General features: G+C 71.8%; 14 protein-coding genes. 3 read left to right on the top strand and 11 right to left on the bottom strand.

Going from position 1 to position 15,262, the window contains the following annotated elements:
- Positions 1–102: 102 nt before the first annotated feature.
- The 3 genes from LMH63_RS02270 to LMH63_RS02260 all read right to left on the bottom strand — a co-directional run bounded on the left by LMH63_RS02270 (position 103) and on the right by LMH63_RS02260 (position 2,839).
- Positions 103–1,122: a metal-dependent hydrolase gene (locus tag LMH63_RS02270; protein ID WP_109678985.1), complete on the bottom strand. Its 1,020-nt coding sequence runs from the start codon at positions 1,120–1,122 to the stop codon at positions 103–105.
- Between the two features lie 83 nt (positions 1,123–1,205).
- A complete protein-coding gene (locus tag LMH63_RS02265; protein ID WP_146205224.1) occupies positions 1,206–1,835 on the bottom strand; it encodes a hypothetical protein in 630 nt (209 codons plus the stop codon).
- A gap of 314 nt (positions 1,836–2,149) precedes the next feature.
- A complete protein-coding gene (locus LMH63_RS02260; protein WP_109678987.1) occupies positions 2,150–2,839 on the bottom strand; it encodes a bactofilin family protein in 690 nt (229 codons plus the stop codon).
- 193 nt (positions 2,840–3,032) lie between these two features.
- On the opposite strand from LMH63_RS02260, the gene LMH63_RS02255 reads away from it, so the two are divergent.
- Together LMH63_RS02255 and LMH63_RS02250 are read left to right on the top strand one after the other, a co-directional pair.
- Entirely contained in the window at positions 3,033–4,418 is a 1,386-nt protein-coding gene (locus tag LMH63_RS02255; protein ID WP_109678988.1) for a YihY/virulence factor BrkB family protein, read from the top strand.
- Positions 4,418–4,996, top strand: a complete 579-nt coding sequence (locus tag LMH63_RS02250) for a histidine phosphatase family protein (RefSeq protein WP_109678989.1) — start codon at positions 4,418–4,420, stop codon at positions 4,994–4,996. The genes LMH63_RS02255 and LMH63_RS02250 overlap by 1 nt, the downstream gene beginning before the upstream one ends.
- A 443-nt stretch (positions 4,997–5,439) precedes the next feature.
- Here LMH63_RS02250 and LMH63_RS02245 read toward each other — a convergent pair whose 3' ends face one another.
- Positions 5,440–6,045 carry a glutathione S-transferase family protein gene (locus tag LMH63_RS02245; protein WP_158280388.1) on the bottom strand — a complete coding sequence of 202 codons (606 nt, stop codon included), beginning with the start codon at positions 6,043–6,045 and terminating at the stop codon, positions 5,440–5,442.
- A gap of 139 nt (positions 6,046–6,184) precedes the next feature.
- On the opposite strand from LMH63_RS02245, the gene LMH63_RS02240 reads away from it, so the two are divergent.
- A complete protein-coding gene (locus LMH63_RS02240; protein WP_109678991.1) occupies positions 6,185–6,856 on the top strand; it encodes a haloacid dehalogenase type II in 672 nt (223 codons plus the stop codon).
- 200 nt (positions 6,857–7,056) lie between these two features.
- Here LMH63_RS02240 and LMH63_RS02235 read toward each other — a convergent pair whose 3' ends face one another.
- The 7 genes from LMH63_RS02235 to LMH63_RS02205 form a co-directional block, all read right to left on the bottom strand.
- Positions 7,057–10,200 (bottom strand): efflux RND transporter permease subunit, encoded by a 3,144-nt coding sequence (locus LMH63_RS02235; protein WP_109678992.1) that lies wholly within the window; start codon positions 10,198–10,200, stop codon positions 7,057–7,059.
- A gap of 10 nt (positions 10,201–10,210) precedes the next feature.
- Positions 10,211–11,329: an efflux RND transporter periplasmic adaptor subunit gene (locus LMH63_RS02230; protein ID WP_229332694.1), complete on the bottom strand. Its 1,119-nt coding sequence runs from the start codon at positions 11,327–11,329 to the stop codon at positions 10,211–10,213.
- Positions 11,326–11,871, bottom strand: a complete 546-nt coding sequence (locus LMH63_RS02225; protein ID WP_158280389.1) for a PadR family transcriptional regulator — start codon at positions 11,869–11,871, stop codon at positions 11,326–11,328. Before LMH63_RS02225 ends, LMH63_RS02230 begins: the two co-directional genes overlap by 4 nt.
- Positions 11,872–12,034: 163 nt before the next feature.
- Positions 12,035–12,457: an iron-sulfur cluster assembly scaffold protein gene (locus LMH63_RS02220; protein ID WP_109678994.1), complete on the bottom strand. Its 423-nt coding sequence runs from the start codon at positions 12,455–12,457 to the stop codon at positions 12,035–12,037.
- Complete coding sequence (locus LMH63_RS02215; protein ID WP_109678995.1) at positions 12,454–13,248, bottom strand: XdhC family protein; 795 nt, start codon at positions 13,246–13,248, stop codon at positions 12,454–12,456. Before LMH63_RS02215 ends, LMH63_RS02220 begins: the two co-directional genes overlap by 4 nt.
- On the bottom strand, positions 13,238–13,834 hold the full coding sequence (locus LMH63_RS02210; RefSeq protein ID WP_109678996.1) for a nucleotidyltransferase family protein: 597 nt from the start codon (positions 13,832–13,834) through the stop codon (positions 13,238–13,240). Before LMH63_RS02210 ends, LMH63_RS02215 begins: the two co-directional genes overlap by 11 nt.
- Positions 13,803–15,044 (bottom strand): vWA domain-containing protein, encoded by a 1,242-nt coding sequence (locus LMH63_RS02205; protein WP_109678997.1) that lies wholly within the window; start codon positions 15,042–15,044, stop codon positions 13,803–13,805. The genes LMH63_RS02210 and LMH63_RS02205 overlap by 32 nt, the downstream gene beginning before the upstream one ends.
- Positions 15,045–15,262 lie beyond the last annotated feature (218 nt).

The raw sequence follows: 15,262 nt of genomic DNA, 5'->3' as shown, positions 1-15,262 counted from the left end.
CCCCCACGGGAAAATGCCAGCCTCACACGATAACCGACCGGCGGGGCCGGGCGGGAGCGGTCGGCCCTTTGCCGGCAACCCCGCAGGCCTCAGATAGGCGGGCTAGCAGGCGATGAGCGCGACCGGCCGCCCCCGGGCGCAGGCGAGCATCTCGCCGAGGATGCGGTCGAGTGGCGGGCGGGGCGCGGTTGCGGCCACATCCGGCATGGGCACTATCGTGCCGTCCTCGCGCTGCCCCACCGCGAAGGCGAAGGCATAGGCCGGCGCGGCCCCCATCCGCAGGTCGGTGATGACCACGCTGTCGCCCTGCAGGCCGACGGCATAGTACCCATCGGTAAAGGCCCGCAGCCGCCGAACCGCGGGCGTGGCGGCCAGCGGCCGGAGCAGCTCCGGGCGGCTCGGGAAGCGCGTCAGGTGGGGTTCCCGACCACTGCCGACGGTGTAGTAACCCTCGTAGTAGTCATCCCCTGGCGCGGTCATGGCCACGATGCGCCAGAGCACCGTGCTGAACGGCGCCGGCGTCACCAGCACGTGCTCGGGCTCGATGCCGCGCTCGGCAAGGGCGGCCTCGGCCACGTTCAGCACATGCTGCTGGGCGACGATGCTCCAGCCCACGTAGAGCGTGCTCAGCGCGAGCCCCGTCAGATTCCAGCGCCGTGCCCGCAGCCCGACCCGCCCGGCGAGCGCCGCGGCGATACCCACCAGCAACGGCAGGGTGTAGAGCGGATCGATGATGAACAGGCTGCCAAGCCCGACCGCCTCGTCGGCGAAGGGCAGCAGCAGCCGTGTGCCGTAGATGGTCACGGCATCCAGCAGCGCATGGGTGACCAGCACCAGCCATACCGCCAGAACCCATTGCGCGAGCCCCACGCCGCGCGCCCGGTGCAGGCGCCAGGCGACTGCGCCCAGCAGGGGCGCGGCCAGGGTGTGCACGGCAATCGCATGGGAGGCGCCGCGATGGAAGACGAAATCCGCCACCGGGCCGCCGTAGCTCAGCAAGACGTCAAGATCAGGCAGCGTGCCAAGGCCCGCCCCCCAGGCGAACGCCCGCCAGCCAAGACGGCGACCGAGCACGGCACCGCCAACGGCACTGCCGAGGGCGGCCTGGGTTACCGAATCCATGACTGATCCCTACGCGAAGACGCCGCTTGGAGCGCGAACGCGTCCGTGGGGTTCCCCGTCTCGCCGTGTCGCTTGGCGTCCGGTCAGCTGCCGGGCCAGCGCAGCAGATGCTCCTGGCGGCCATCCCGGTGCAGACGCGAGCGTTCGATGGCCACGCCGGCCAGGTGGCGCTGGATGTGCCACGGCGTATGCCGCGCGGGCGCCCGCTCGCCCCCCTGGTGGTGCCGGCGCAGGCGCTCCACGGACTCGATGTCGTAGACCGCAGGCGGATCCGGCAGTGGCGCACTACCGGTGCTGACGAAGCCGTGCAGCAGCGCCCCGGGCGCCATTGCCGGGGCCAGGGCCTCACCCAGCCGCTCCAGCATGGCCGTGGGCAGGTAGTCGAGCACGTCCCAGAGCAGCACCAGCTGCCAGGGCCGCGGCGGTATCGGCGGCAGGATGGCCTGCAGACGGGCCGGAACCTCCGGGTCGCCCGGCGCGAGGCTGGCGGCCATGCCCGCGAGCTCACCGAGCGCGTCGGCGACGCCGAGCCGGCAGCGGAAGTCGTTGAAGAACGCCAGATTACCCGGCCGCGCCGGCCCCAGATCCAGCACCGAGCACGGTTCTCCGCGGGCGAGCGGTGCCGTCGCCTCGGCGAGCAGGCCGCTGCCGAGAATCTCGGGTTCCGGGGCTGAAACCGGCGCGCCGGGATCGTGTCGCGGGGCGCGTGCCAAGTTGGCTCCTCTGTGCGCAGCGGATGCCCGATGACGTGCCTGAGTCCGAGGCGCCTGCCGCCGGAGGCCTCGCGGAAGCGGCCACGGAGGCCACCAGTGCGAGCCGGGGTGGGAGCGCCCGGGACCGTAGGCGAGAGGGATCTCGCCTACGAGCCTACAGGGAGGTATTCACGGCGTGTCCCGGGCGTTCCCACACCGGCCCGCACCGGGCAAGGCGGTGGGGTCGCCCGTGGCGCCGCGGCGTCCCCGCTCCCGACGCATTGTGGACCCATGTCCGCCGTCAGGACAGGACGACGACCCCAGCCGCCAGCTTCTCAGCGCTTGCCACCGGCCGCGCTGGCCGAGGAGTCCGAGGCCGGCTTGCCGCTGCCGCTCTGGCCACTGCCGGCGGCAGCCTCGCCACTGCTGGCCTGGGCGCTGCCGGTCTCCCTGGCGGCCGTCTCCTTCTCCTTGCCACCGCCGGCCTCGCTGCCGGCCGCGGCCGCGCCGCCGCCCGAGCCGCTTGCAGCGGCACGGCCGGTGTTGCCGAAGGCCTTGTCGACCACCTGCTGGTCCATCTCGATGGTGCCCTTGAAGCGGCCCCCGTCCTCGAGGCTCACCCGAGGCGAGACGATGTTGCCGCGCACCTGGCCCGACTTGCGGATGGCCACCCGCTCGGAGCCGTACAGGTCCCCCTCCAGCGTGCCGTCCACGACGATGCTCTTGGCATGCACCTCGGCCCTGACCTTGCCGTTGCTGCCGACGGTCAGACCGTTGTCGCGCAGGTGGATGCTGCCGGAGACAGTGCCCTCGATGACCAGATCCTCCTCGCCACGGAGGTCGCCCTCGATATGGATGGACGGGCCGATAATGGCTGCCTCGCGCACGCGGGCGGTGGAACCCGGCGCGCTGGTGCCGGGGCTGGCGCCGCCGGCACGGGGCGGGTTGCCGAGCCGGTCCTGCTCGAGCTCGTCATCGACGCCGCCTTCCTGGCGGCCGCTGCCACGCTTGCTGATATCGAACATGCTGAGGTCTCCCGAATGGCCTGCGCCGGTTCTTGCGGCGATGTGCAACGTCCAGGGAAGCGCTGAACGATTCCCTCCGGTCACCCCCGGACGCCGATGCTAGCGCACGGACCGGAGTCGGTAATGCGAACCCGTCTACAGCCGACGAACGGAGCGCCGCGCCGACCCCGGCCGACTGTGCCAGAATGCGGCCATGCGACTGGAAACGCTGGACGACTGGTTCCGCAGCCATGTGCTGGAGGTGGATTCGCGCCAGCAGCCGCGCTGGCGGCGTGGCCTGCTCTTCTGCCTGCGTCTCGCCTACGCCGTGAGCCGCGACGTTGCCCGCGGCCACCTGACCCTGCGCGCCATGAGCCTGGTCTACACCACGCTGCTGTCGATGGTGCCGCTGCTGGCGGTGAGCTTCTCCGTCCTCAAGGCCTTCGGCGTTCACAATCAGATCGAGCCGGCCCTGGCCGGCTTCCTCGCCCCGCTCGGCAGCCGCGGCGAGGAGATCACCACCCGGGTGATCGACTTCGTCGAGAACATCCAGGTCGGGGTACTCGGCGCCCTCGGCCTGCTGCTCCTGCTCTACACCGTGATCGCCCTGCTGCAGAAGGTGGAGCGGGCCTTCAACGAGACCTGGCGCGTGCAGCGCCCGCGCGGCTTCGCGCAGCGCTTCAGCGACTATCTGAGCGTCCTGCTGGTGGGCCCGGTGCTGATCTTCGCCGCCCTCGGCATCACCGCCTCGGTGCTCGGCTCCGATTTCGTGCGCAGCCTCGGCACCGTTGCCCCCCTGGGCGCGCTCATCAACCTCGCCACGCGACTCGTGCCCTACGTGCTGGTGATCGCGGCCTTCACCTTCGTCTACCTGTTCGTGCCGAACACGCGGGTGCGCCCTCTCTCGGCGCTGGTCGGGGCGCTGGTGGCCGGCGTGCTCTGGCAGAGCAGCGGCCTGGTGTTCGCCTCGGTGATCGCGGGCTCGGCCAACTACACGGCGATCTACTCCGCCTTCGCCACCCTCATCGTGTTCATGATCTGGCTCTACCTGAGCTGGCTGATCCTGCTCATCGGCTCCAGCATCGCCTACTACCATCAGCATCCCCGCCGGCTGCTGCTCCTTGGCGACGCCCCGGAGCTGAGCCCACGCCTGCGCGAGCGCGCCGCCCTCGGCGTGATGAGCTGCGTTGCCCAGGCCCACTACGCACGCGAGACCCCACCCGACGACGAGGCCCTGGCCGCACGCCTGCACATGCCCGCCGATGCGCTGCAGCCGGTGGTGGACGCCCTGCGTGAGGCTGGGCTGCTCCGCGCGCTGGAGCAGGAGGGCGAGCCCTCGGGCTATCTGCCGGGGACCCCGCCCGAGGAGACGCCCGCCGTGGAGGTTCTAGCCGCCGTCCGTCGTCACGGCGAACGCGCCGGGCTGGATCTTGCGAGCCTCGCCCTGCCCCCGGCGCTGGACAGTCTCCTGGGCCGCCGGGAGACCGCCGCCGCCGAGCCGCTGGCGGGGCTCACGGTGCGGGACCTCACGGAACGCGGTCCGGGCGCACCGGTGAGGGAAGTCACTGAGGCGCGCTCGCGGGCAAGCCAGGGGGCGTGATGCGCATCGCTCGGAGGGCAGGCCGACTGCGGCGGACGCTGCTTGCCCTGCTGCTCGCCGCCATGCCGGCGGTCGCAGCGACGAGTGTGCCCTGGCAGGCCATCGCCGAAGGCGGGCATGCGATCGTATTCCGCCACGCGATCGCCCCCGGCACCGGGGACCCGCCCGACTTCACCCTCGGCGACTGCAGCACCCAGCGCAACCTCTCGGCCGCCGGCCGCGAGCAGGCCCGCGCCATGGGTGAGCGCCTGCGCGCCAACGGCCTTGACGACCTCCCGGTCTACACCAGCCGCTGGTGCCGCTGCCGCGACACCGCGCGCCTGCTCGGCCTGGGCGAGCCGCAGGCGCTGCCGTCACTGGATTCGTTCTTCCGCAACCGCGAGCGCGGCCCGGAACAGACCCGACGCACCCGGGCGTTCCTGGCCGAGCGCCACGACTGGACCTCGGCGGTGCTGGTGACCCATCAGGTCAACGTCACCGCCCTCACTGGCGTCTACCCGGCCTCCGGCGAGGGTGTGGTGGTCCGCATCGGAGCCGGCGGAGACCTGGAGGTGGTGGCCCGCGTTCCGCCGCCGTAGGCGGTATCCGGCCGGGACCCGCGACGCCGTCAGCTCCGAGAATCCGTGCCCAGCGCGCTGACTGGCGGGTGCGGACGGGATACGCCGTGAATCCATCCCTGGGGGCTCCCACCCCGTTCCGCACCGCAGACGTCGGTGGCGTCTTCCGCGACGGGCTAAATGAAAGCGTAGCTGAGTCAAATACGTAACCAGGAAGTTGTATGCCGCGAATGGCACAGCCAGGCGCGCGCCGGTTCCGTCGCGGATCCGCCGCTGGCGCATGAAGCCCGGGGAGTGGTGGGAGCGAGCGGGACCGTAGGCGACAGGGATGTCGCCTTCGAGCCTACAGGGAAGTATTTACGGCGTGTCCCGCTCGCTTCCACCACTCCCCGGGCCTGGCAACGGAGCGAGAAGCGCTCGATGCCTCGCGGACCAGTGGCGACGCCATCCTCGATGATGGTGAGTTATGAGCTGGGCTGCGGCGGCCGCGTCTCCGCGAGAGACGGGCGCGCCGCGATGACCTCCAGCCAGCGCTCGGCGGCGCCGCTGCTGCCTCGCCAGTCCACCTCGCCGGCGAAGCGGAAATCGAGATACTCCAGGGCTACGGCCACCGCCAGATCACCGAGGTCCGGCTGCTCGCCGTCCACGCCCTGCACGGCCGCGGTCAGCGGTGCGACCACCCGGCGCACGGCCTGCAGGCGGCGCTCGATCATCGCCCCGGCCTCGGGGGCGAAGCGACGCAGCGAGACCACGCCCACCGCCGCATCCAGACAGCCGTGGACCAGGCCGAGGCGGGCGTGCACCGACTCCACCCGGTCCCGCGGCACGAGCCGCGGCTCGGGGTAGCGGCGCTCCAGGTAGAGAGCGATCAGGGTGCTCTCCGTGAGCGCCGTGCCGTCGTCTGCGACGAGCGTCGGCACCCGGGAGACCGGATTCACGGACGCCAGCGAGGCGGGCGTCGACCAGGGATCGACCATCTCCAGGGCGACCCGGCCTGCGATCTGCTTCTCGTGCAGAACCACCCGTACCAGGCGGCCGAAGGGCGAGGTGGCCGAAGCGAAGAGTTTCATCGAGGCACTGTCCCCATTGTTGGCGTGCGCCAAGCATAGCGCGCAAGGAGACCGATCGCCGCCATGGGTGACAAGGGGCCGGCGGCGGTTCAGGATGATGCGCGTTCTCGATCGCAGCCGCGCCGCCGGAGGAGGAATCATGCCGCGCGTCGTCGTATTCGACGTCAACGAGACCCTGCTCGACCTGAGCGCCCTGGACGCCGAGTTCGAGGCCGCCTTCGGCAGCGCGGCGGTACGCCGGGAGTGGTTCACCCAGGTCCTGCAAAGCGCCATGACGGTAACCCTCTCCGGGCTCTACCGGAACTTCTCCGAGGTCGGCGCGGCGGCGCTGTCCATGGTGGCGGAGCGCCATGGCGTCAGCCTCTCCCAGGGCAGTCGGCGCGCCATCGCCGAGGGCATGCGGCGGCTGCCGCCGCATCCGGAGGTGCCGGCGGCGCTGCGCCGGCTGCGCGAGGCGGGACTCACCCTGGCGGCGCTGACCAACTCGCCGGACGAGGTGATGGAGGCCCAGCTCGCCCACGCCGGCCTGTCGCCGCTGTTCGCCCACCGCATCTCGGTGGACGGCGCCCGCGCCCTGAAGCCCGCGCTCGCGGTCTACCGCCACGCCGCCCAGCGCCTCCAGGTCCCCACCACCGGCATGCTCATGGTCGCTGCCCACGGCTGGGACCTCGCCGGTGCCATGAGCGCCGGCTGCGGCACGGCCTTCGTCGCCCGTCCGGGCCAGATCCTGGATCGGCTGTTTCCGGAGCCAGAGATCGTCGGGCGCGACCTGGGCGAGGTGGCGGAGGCGATTCTGGAGGTCGAGGTGTAGGCGCCGCCTGCGGCTTAAGGTTCGAGCTGCAAGCTGCAAGTGGCAAGTGGCAAGTGGCAAGTGGCGAAGAGTATGGGAGGCGGCGAGACGGGAAACCAAGGCTTCGCCGCAGATAGCAGCGGCTGTCTGCTTTTCTCTGCAACTTGTTACTTGCAACTTGTTACTTGCAACTTGCACCTCGATGCTTGCAATCCGCCTGCTCACCCCGTGGCGTCAGTGGCGTGCCGCCACCGCCGCCACTGCGCCCCCACGTTGTCCCCGAGCATCAACAGACACGGCGTCAGCAGCAGCGTGAGGATCGTCGCGAAGGTCAGGCCCCCGGCGATGGTGGCGGAGAGCTGGGCCCACCACTGGGTCGAGGGGGCGTTGTACTGGATCTCCCGGCCGATGATGTCGACGTTGAGCTTGAGCACCATGGGCATCAGGCCGAGCACGGTGGTGGCCGAGGTGAGCAGAACCGGGCGCAGGCGCTGGGCGCCGGTGCGCAGGATGGCCTCGCGGGCGGCCAGGCCCTCGCGGCGCAGGGCGTTGTAGGTGTCGATGAGGACGATGTTGTTGTTCACCACGATGCCGGCCAGCGCGATCATGCCCACGCCGCCCATGACGATGCCGAAGGGGCGCTGGGTCACCATCAGCCCGAGCAGCACGCCGGCGGTGGAGAAGACGATGGCCGAGAGCACCAGGAGGGCCTGGTAGAGGCTGTTGAACTGGGTCACCAGGATGATCGCCATGAGCAGGATGGCGATCACGAACGCGCGGCTCAGGAAGGCCTGGGCCTCGCGCTGATCCTCGTCCTCGCCGCGGAAGGTGGTCTCGAGGCCCTCCGGCAGCGGATTCTCGGCCAGTGCCGCGCGCAGGGCGTCCACCCGCTCGTCCACCAGCTCGCCCTCGGCGACGTCGGCGCTCACGGTAAGCACCCGCTCACCGTTGACGCGCTCCAGCGTCCCGGTCTTGGGCGCCGGCACGAAGTCCACGAAATTGCTCACCGGCACCTGGCCGAAGCGGGTCGGCACCCGCAGCTGGCCCAGGGTATCCAGGCTGCGGTCCTCCAGCGGGAAGCGCACGCGGATGTCCACCTCGTCGTCGGCATCGTCCGGGCGGTAGTCAGCGATGAGCACGCCGTTGGTGACCAGCTGCACCGCGTTGCCCACCAGCTGGACGTCGGCGCCATAGCGGGCAGCGCGCTCCCGGTCCACGCGCAGGCTCCACTCGATGCCGGGTAGCGGACGGTCGTCCTCGACGTCGCTGAAGCCGCCGATGGCCTCCATGCGCCGCCGCACGGCCTCGACCCCCTCGGCGAGGCGCTCCGGCCGGCCGGAGACCTGGATTTCCACCGGCTTGGCCTGCCCCGGGCCCTGCTGCTGCTCGGCCACCTGGATGCGCACGCCCGGGATGTCCGCCGCCGCGGCACGGATGTCCTCGATAATCGCCGCCGCGGGCCGGCGCCTTGACCAGTCGATGAACTCGAGCTGCAGCACGCCGATGGCATCCCGCGCAAGCTCCTGGCCGCCCAGGCGCTCGGCATCGGCAAAGGTGCGCGCGTAGACGTAGTCGACTTCCTCGAACCCCCGCAGGCGCGACTCCACCGCCCGCACCAGCTGATCCTTCTCGCGGATGGAGAGATCCCCCCGCGCCTGCACCTGCACCCGGGCGAAGTCGGGTTCCACGGACGGGAAGAACTCGACGCCGCGGCCGAGGCTGCCGTAGGCGATGTAGGTGGCGACGATCAGCAGCAGGATGCCCGCGAACACGCTGCCGGGCATGCGCAGCGCCTGCTGCAGCAGCCCCACGTAGGCGCGGCTGAAGCGCCCGAGACGATGGAACTCGCCGCTCTCGGCCGCCAGCACGCCGTCGAGCTGCGCGTCGCCGATGCGCTCGCGCCGGGCCAGCAGGCCGCCGAGCACGGGGATGAACACCAGTGCCATGGCGAGGGAGGCGGTGAGCGTGATGAGCACGGTGATCGGCAGGTACTTCATGAACTCGCCGACGATGCCGCCCCAGAAGAGCAGCGGCAGAAACACCGCGAGGGTGGTCACGGTGGCGCCGATGATCGGCCAGGCCATGCGGGTGGCGCCGTAGGCGTAGGCCCGGCCAGCCGGCCAGCCCTCGGCCAGGCGCCGTTCGGCGAGCTCCACCACGACGATGGCGGCGTCCACGAGCATCCCCACCACGAGGATGAGGCTGAACAGCACCACGATGTTCATGGTGTAGCCAAGTGCCTGGATCACCAGGATGCCCGCCAGGAAGGAGCCCGGTATGGCCAGCCCCACCAGCAGTGCCGGACGCCAGCCGATAGCGGCCACCACGACGATCATCACCAGCACCACGGCGGTGAGGACGTTGTTCTGCAGGTCCCGCAGCATGGTGCGGATGTCCTGCGAGCGGTCCTGCAGGTAGGTGACTTCCAGCGCCGCTGGCCACTCGGCCCGCGCCTCGTCCACCACCGCGCGGGCGGCCTCGGTGACCTCGATGATATTGGCGCCGACGCGCTTGGAGATCTCCAGGGTGATCGCAGGCTGGCCGTTGACCCGGGCGAACTCGTCCGCGTCCTTGAAGGTGCGCCGCACGTGGGCCACGTCCTCGAAGGTGACGACCCGGTCCTCCTCCACCTTCACCGGCAGCGAGAGGACGTCGTCCAGATCCTCGATCACGCCGGGCACCTTCACCGACAGCCGGCCGGCGCCGGTATCCAGGGCGCCCGCGGCAATCAGCTGGTTGTTGGCGCTGACCAGGCTGAACAGCTCCTCGTAGACCACGCCGTAGGTCTGCATCACCCGGTCGTCCACGGCCACCTCGAGGAGCTCCTCGCGGTCGCCGCCGATATCCGCCTCGAGCACCCCGGGCAGGGCCTCGATGCGATCCTGCAGCTCGCGGGCCACCTGCAGCATCGTGCGCTCGGGCAGAGGACCGGAGAGCGCCACGGTGAGCACCGGGAACAGCGCCACATTGACCTCGTTGACCCGAGGCTCCTCCGCACCGCCGGGCAGCTCGGCCTTGGCGATGTCCACCCGCTCGCGCACATCGTCCAGCGCCTGGTCCGGGTCGAAGCCGGCGTCGAACTCCAGCAGCACCGAGGCGAAGCCCTCGGTGGCGGTGCCCTTGAGCTCGTCCAGGCCCTCGATGGACTGCAGCTCCTTCTCCATCGGCCGCACCAGCAGACGCTCGGCGTCCTCGGGAGAGATGCCCTCGTAGGCCATGGAGACGTAGATGATCGGGATATTGACGTCGGGCTCCGCCTCCTTGGGGATGTTCTGGTAGGCGACCAGCCCCAGCGCGACGATCACCAGCAGGGTCAGGGTAACCGTGCGGCTACGGTCGAAGGCGGCGGCGATCAGTCGCTCCATGGCAGCAGCCTCAGTCACCGTCGCCGAGGGCGGCGGGCGGCGCCTCGGGCTCGGGCAGAGTGCGATCATCCGGCAGCTCCGCCTCGGCCACCGCACGCACCGGCTCCCCCGCCCGCACGAAGCCCTGGCCGACGGTGATCACCCGGGCGCGCTCGGGCAGGCCGGTCACCCAGACGCCCTCGCGCTCGGCGCGCACGATGTTCACCGGGTGAAAGACCACCTCTCCGGCCTCGTTCACGGTCTTCACCCCGAGCTGTCCGGACTCCTCCAGGGCCAGCACCGCCGGGGTGACGAAGTGCGCCTGCACCGACTCCAGCGGGATGCGCACCGTGGCGCTCACACCGGCAGGCAGGCCATCGGGGTTGGGCGCCTCGACCTCCACGCGGAAAGTGCGGGTGCCGCTCTGGGCGGCACCGGAGATATAGCTGACGACACCCTCCAGTCGGTCACCGGTGGCGAGCTCGACCACCGCCTCCGCGCCGAGGCGGACCCGGCCGATGTCCTGCTGGGCGACGTTGATCACCGCAAGCAGGGGGTCGGCATTCACCACCCGGGCCACCGGATCGCCGACGGCGACGAAGTCACCTACCTCCACCGGGCGCTCCTCGAGCACGCCGTCGAACGGCGCGCGCACGGTGGTATGCCGAATCTCCTCCTCGATGGCAGCCAGCGCCGCCCGCGCCGCCTCCAGCGCAGCGCGGGCCTCACGCACCGCGGTCTGCGCCTGGAAGCCGTCGTCGCCCAGGCGCTGGGCCGCCTCGTAGTCGGCCTCGCGCTGGGCCACGCGGGCCTCGGCCTCCGCCCGGCGGGCCGCCCGGTCTTCCATGGCGAGCCGCAGAATCGGGTCACCGGCGGCCACCCGCTCGCCACGCGCCACCAGCACCTCGGCCACCCGGCCGGCGGTCTGGGCGCGCAGCTCCACATCCTGGTCGGCGACGGTGTCGCCCTGGTTCTCCAGCTCGCGCTCCACGCGCTCTGCGGCCATCTCCCGCACCTGCACCGCCACCGGCGCCTCGGCCTCGCTGGCCGGCGTGGCCGGACCGGTGTCCCCCGCGATCTGGCCGGAGAGCATCCACACCACCAGCACCAGGGCGATGGCCGCCGCGATGAGGTAGGACTTGCTGTTCACGGCGCGGCCTCGCGCTCTTCGTCGCCGGGGTCGAGGCCCTGCTCCAGCGCCGCACGGTGCTCGCGGATGTAGGCGAGCCCCGCGCCCACCATCGCCTCGCCGAGGCCGCCCACGAAGCGCTCGCCCGGCCCCCTGGCCTCATCGGCGCACTGGCGCAGGTAGCCGAGGATGCGCGCGAAATCCGCCTCCCGCTCATCCAGCAGCCGACTCACCCGCTCGGGCGGCAGCCAGCGGGCGAACAGCAGCAGGGCGATGAACTCCGAGCGCACCCGATGGCGGCCCGGCGAGCGCTCGAGCCCGGCCAGCAGGGCCTCGCGCCCCGCCTCCGTCAGCCGGTAGACCTTCTTGTCTGGCCGCCCCTCCTGGCGCACTTCCCGGCAGGACACGAGCCCCTCCCGGTGCAGCTCGCCGAGCGCCGGGTAGATCGCGCTCTGGCTCACTTCCAGGAAGTGGCCGAATCGCTCCTCGACGAATTTCTTGATTTCGTAACCGGTCGCGTCCCCGTCGCCGAGGATGCCGAGACAGAGGGTGCGGGTATCCATGGATGCACTCTGGCGGTATGGCAGCGCGTTATATACCAGACTGGCATATCCGAGTCCACCCCAAACACTACCGGACTGGCAGCGCAATGCCGCCAGCGACATCGCCGCGGCGGTGAGCACACACGGCTGACGAGTTTTCCGAATCCGGGACTCGGAGAGGCTGTCAGCAACCCTCCAGTGCCTGCTCCAGAGCCTCCCAGGGCAGAGTGACGCACCGCTCGCGGTTGGGCAGATCCCGGGTCACGGCCAGCGCCACCAGCGGCTCCGGGAGGTCCGCCGGCGGCTCGCCGCCGGACTCGATCCACGCGCGGACCTGCCCCGCCAGAGCCAGGGCAGCCGCCTCCGGGCCACCCGCCACCTGCTCCGTCATCAGCGACGCCGAGGCCACGCAGATGGCGCAGGCCCGGGCCCGGAAGCGGACGCTGGCCAGGGCCGGCCCCTCGCGCCAGACGCCTACCTCGATCTCGTCGCCGCAGAGCGGGTTGTTCAGCCGGGCGCTGGTGCTGCAGCCGGCGAGATCGCCCTGGTTGCGGGGGCGGGTGAAGTGCTCCCGCAGCCGGCCCCGGTAGGCGTCCTGAACGCTCACGCCCGACCCGCGGGCTCGGCCAGCGGAGCGGCATCGGCGCCGCGGCGCACGGCGACGATCTCCGCCATGAGGCTCAGCGCGATCTCCTCAGGGCTCTTGCCGCCCAGATTCAGCCCCGCCGGCGAGCGCACGCGCTGGAGCGATCCCTCGGCGACGCCGAGCTCGCGCAGCTGATCGAACACGATGGTGGCCCGCTTGCGGCTCGCGATGAGGGCGATGTAGCCGACGTCCGTCTCCAGCGCCCGGGCGATGGACTGGTGGTCGCCCTTGTGCTGGGTGGCGACAACGACGAAGTCCTCGGCCCGGGGCTTCAGCGCGGAGTAGTCGAGGTCGTCGGTGAGCAGCCGGCGGGCGGCGGGGTAGTCCTCGCGGCGAGCGCCTGGGTCGTCGATGACCACATCGAGGCCGAGCATGTCCCCCATCACGCACAGGCACTCGGCGACCCGGCCGTGGCCAAGGATCCAGAGCACCGGGCGCGGCAGCGCGGGCTCGACATAGATGCGCATGGTGCCGCCACAGGGCATGCCGGCCCCGAGCAGCTCGTCGGTGAGGTCGATCTCGAGCACCTGGGGCTCGCCGCTGCTCATGGACTCCAGCGCCGCCCGGCAGGTGGAGGATTCCGCGCAGCCGCCGCCCACCCAGCCGGCGATGAGCCGCCCGTCGGCGTCGATGATGGCCTTCGCCCCCACCTTGGCCGAGGCCGAGCCCTCGGTCCCGATCACCGTGGCCAGCGCGTGGGGGGTTCGCTCGTCGCGCAGGCGCACCTGCAGGTCCAGCAGATCATCCGTCATCCCGCGTGTCTCCTCCCTCGTTCATTGCCGCCAGGTCTGCCGGCGTGTCCACGTCCCGCAGTATGCCCGGGTCCGCCACCGGGACGGTGACCACGCAGCCGGGATGGGCACGCACCACGCGGCGGGCCCCGGTATCGCCTGCCAGCGCCCGCAGCGCCGGGCCGAAGCGGGCGGCGAAGCCGACCGGGTGGCCGCGCCGGCCATCGTATTCCGGCATTACGATACCGGCTCCGGCACGCAGGCGCGCGGCGAGCTCCGCCACCGTCGCCGGGGCGACCAGGGGCATGTCCGCCAGCGCCACCAGCCAGGCTCCGGCCTCCGGCGTGGCAGCCACCCCCGCGGCGAGGCTCGCGCCCATGCCCTGCCGAGTGCACGGGCTCACCAGCAGCTCGCAGCCCTCGGCCTGCAGGCGCTCGCCCAGGGCCTCGCGGCCCGGGCGCAGCACGGCCAATACCCGGTCGCAACCGGCAAGCAGCGGCCGCGACGCCGCCAGAGCAACCGGCGTACCGTCCGCCAGGGTCGCGGCGAGCTTGTCGCCGCCGAAACGCTCGCCTCTACCGCCGGCCAGCAGCAGCGCGCAGATCATGGCGCTCCCCCGCTGCCGGACGCCCGGAGAGCACGGCCGCTAGCTGCTCCAGGCTGTGGAGATTGTGGATCGGGCGCAGCTCGTCGACGTGGGGCAGCAGCGCGCGCATGCCCGCCGCTCGCGGCTCGAAGCCCTCCCAGCGCAGCAGCGGATTGAGCCAGATGAAGCGCCGGCTCATGCGCCGCAGCCGCGCCGCCTCGGTGGCGATGCCGGCGCCACCTTCGCGGTCGAGGCCGTCGCTTACCAGCAGCACCACCGCCCCGTTGCCCAGCAGCCGTCGCGCCCAGCGCCGGTTGAAGGCTGCCAGCGCCTCGCCGATGCGCGTCCCGCCGGACCAGTCCCGGGCCCGCTCGCCGCAGGCGGCGAGCGCGGCGTCGGGGTCGCGCCGGCGCAGGGCGCGGGTGACGTCGGTGAGCCGGGTGCCGAAGAGCAGCGTGTGCACCTGGGGCCGGCGCGCGGTGAGCAGGTGGGCGAACTGCAGCAGGATGCGCGCATAGCCACCCATGGAGCCGGAGATATCGAACAGCAGCACCAGCGTCGGCGGCCGCGGCTGCGGCTCGCGATAGCGCAGCGGCAGCGTGTCCCCGGCGCGTACCGCGGCGCGCAGGCTCGCTCGCGGGTCCACACGGGCGCCACGCAGCGCGACGCGGGCGCGGCGCCCCGGCAGGGGCGCGAGGTCGATGCGCAGGCGGCTCATCAGCCGCTGTGCCGCGGCGAGCTCCTCACTGCCCATCCCGGCGAAATCGCGATGCTGCAGCCGCTCCTCGTCGGACCAGGTGAGGTTGGCGCCGATCTCGAGCTGCTCGCCCGCGGCCTCCGGGTCGCGCGCCGCACGCCCCGCCAGCGCCTCGGCCAGGCGCCGCGGCGGCTGCCGCTCCGGCGGCGCCCGTCCGCCGGAGGCCTGCTCCAGCAACGCACCCAGTACCCGCTGCAGCAGCCGCGGGTCGCGCCAGAACAGGCCGAAGGCTTCGTCGAACAGGGCCAGATCCTCCCGCCGGCTGACGAATACCGCCCCCAGCGCCGCCCGCAGGTCCTCCCGCCGCTCCAGCCCCACGGCATCCGCCGCGCTCAACGCCATCAGCACCCGATCCGGGCCCACCCGCATCCCCGCCGCCCGCAGCAGGCGGCCGAAGTGGAGGATGTTCTCCGGCAGGCGGCCGGTGGGGGGCGCTTCGGTGTTGGCGGCTTCGGTTCGGGGTCGGTGGTGCATCGTCGTCTGCGGCGTTTCGCCTGCCGAGTTCCAAGTTCCAAGTTCAAAGTTCAAAGGAGTCGCACGACCGTCGGTACCCCGCGACAGCGTCCCCGTGGAAGCGGTCTCCGACCGCGATACCGCGCGCAGCGCGGTAACAGAGACGCTACTCCTCCCTGCCATGGATAATGATCGCCCGTGCCAGCGACGCCGGTCACCCCTACGCCGCTCCGCGGCGT

This window comes from Spiribacter halobius, assembly GCF_020883455.1.
In the GTDB taxonomy this organism is placed as follows: Bacteria; Pseudomonadota; Gammaproteobacteria; order Nitrococcales; family Nitrococcaceae; genus Sediminicurvatus; species Sediminicurvatus halobius.
The sequence above is the reverse complement of the archived record's forward strand: the minus strand, read 5'-3'. Positions and strand labels throughout refer to the sequence as shown.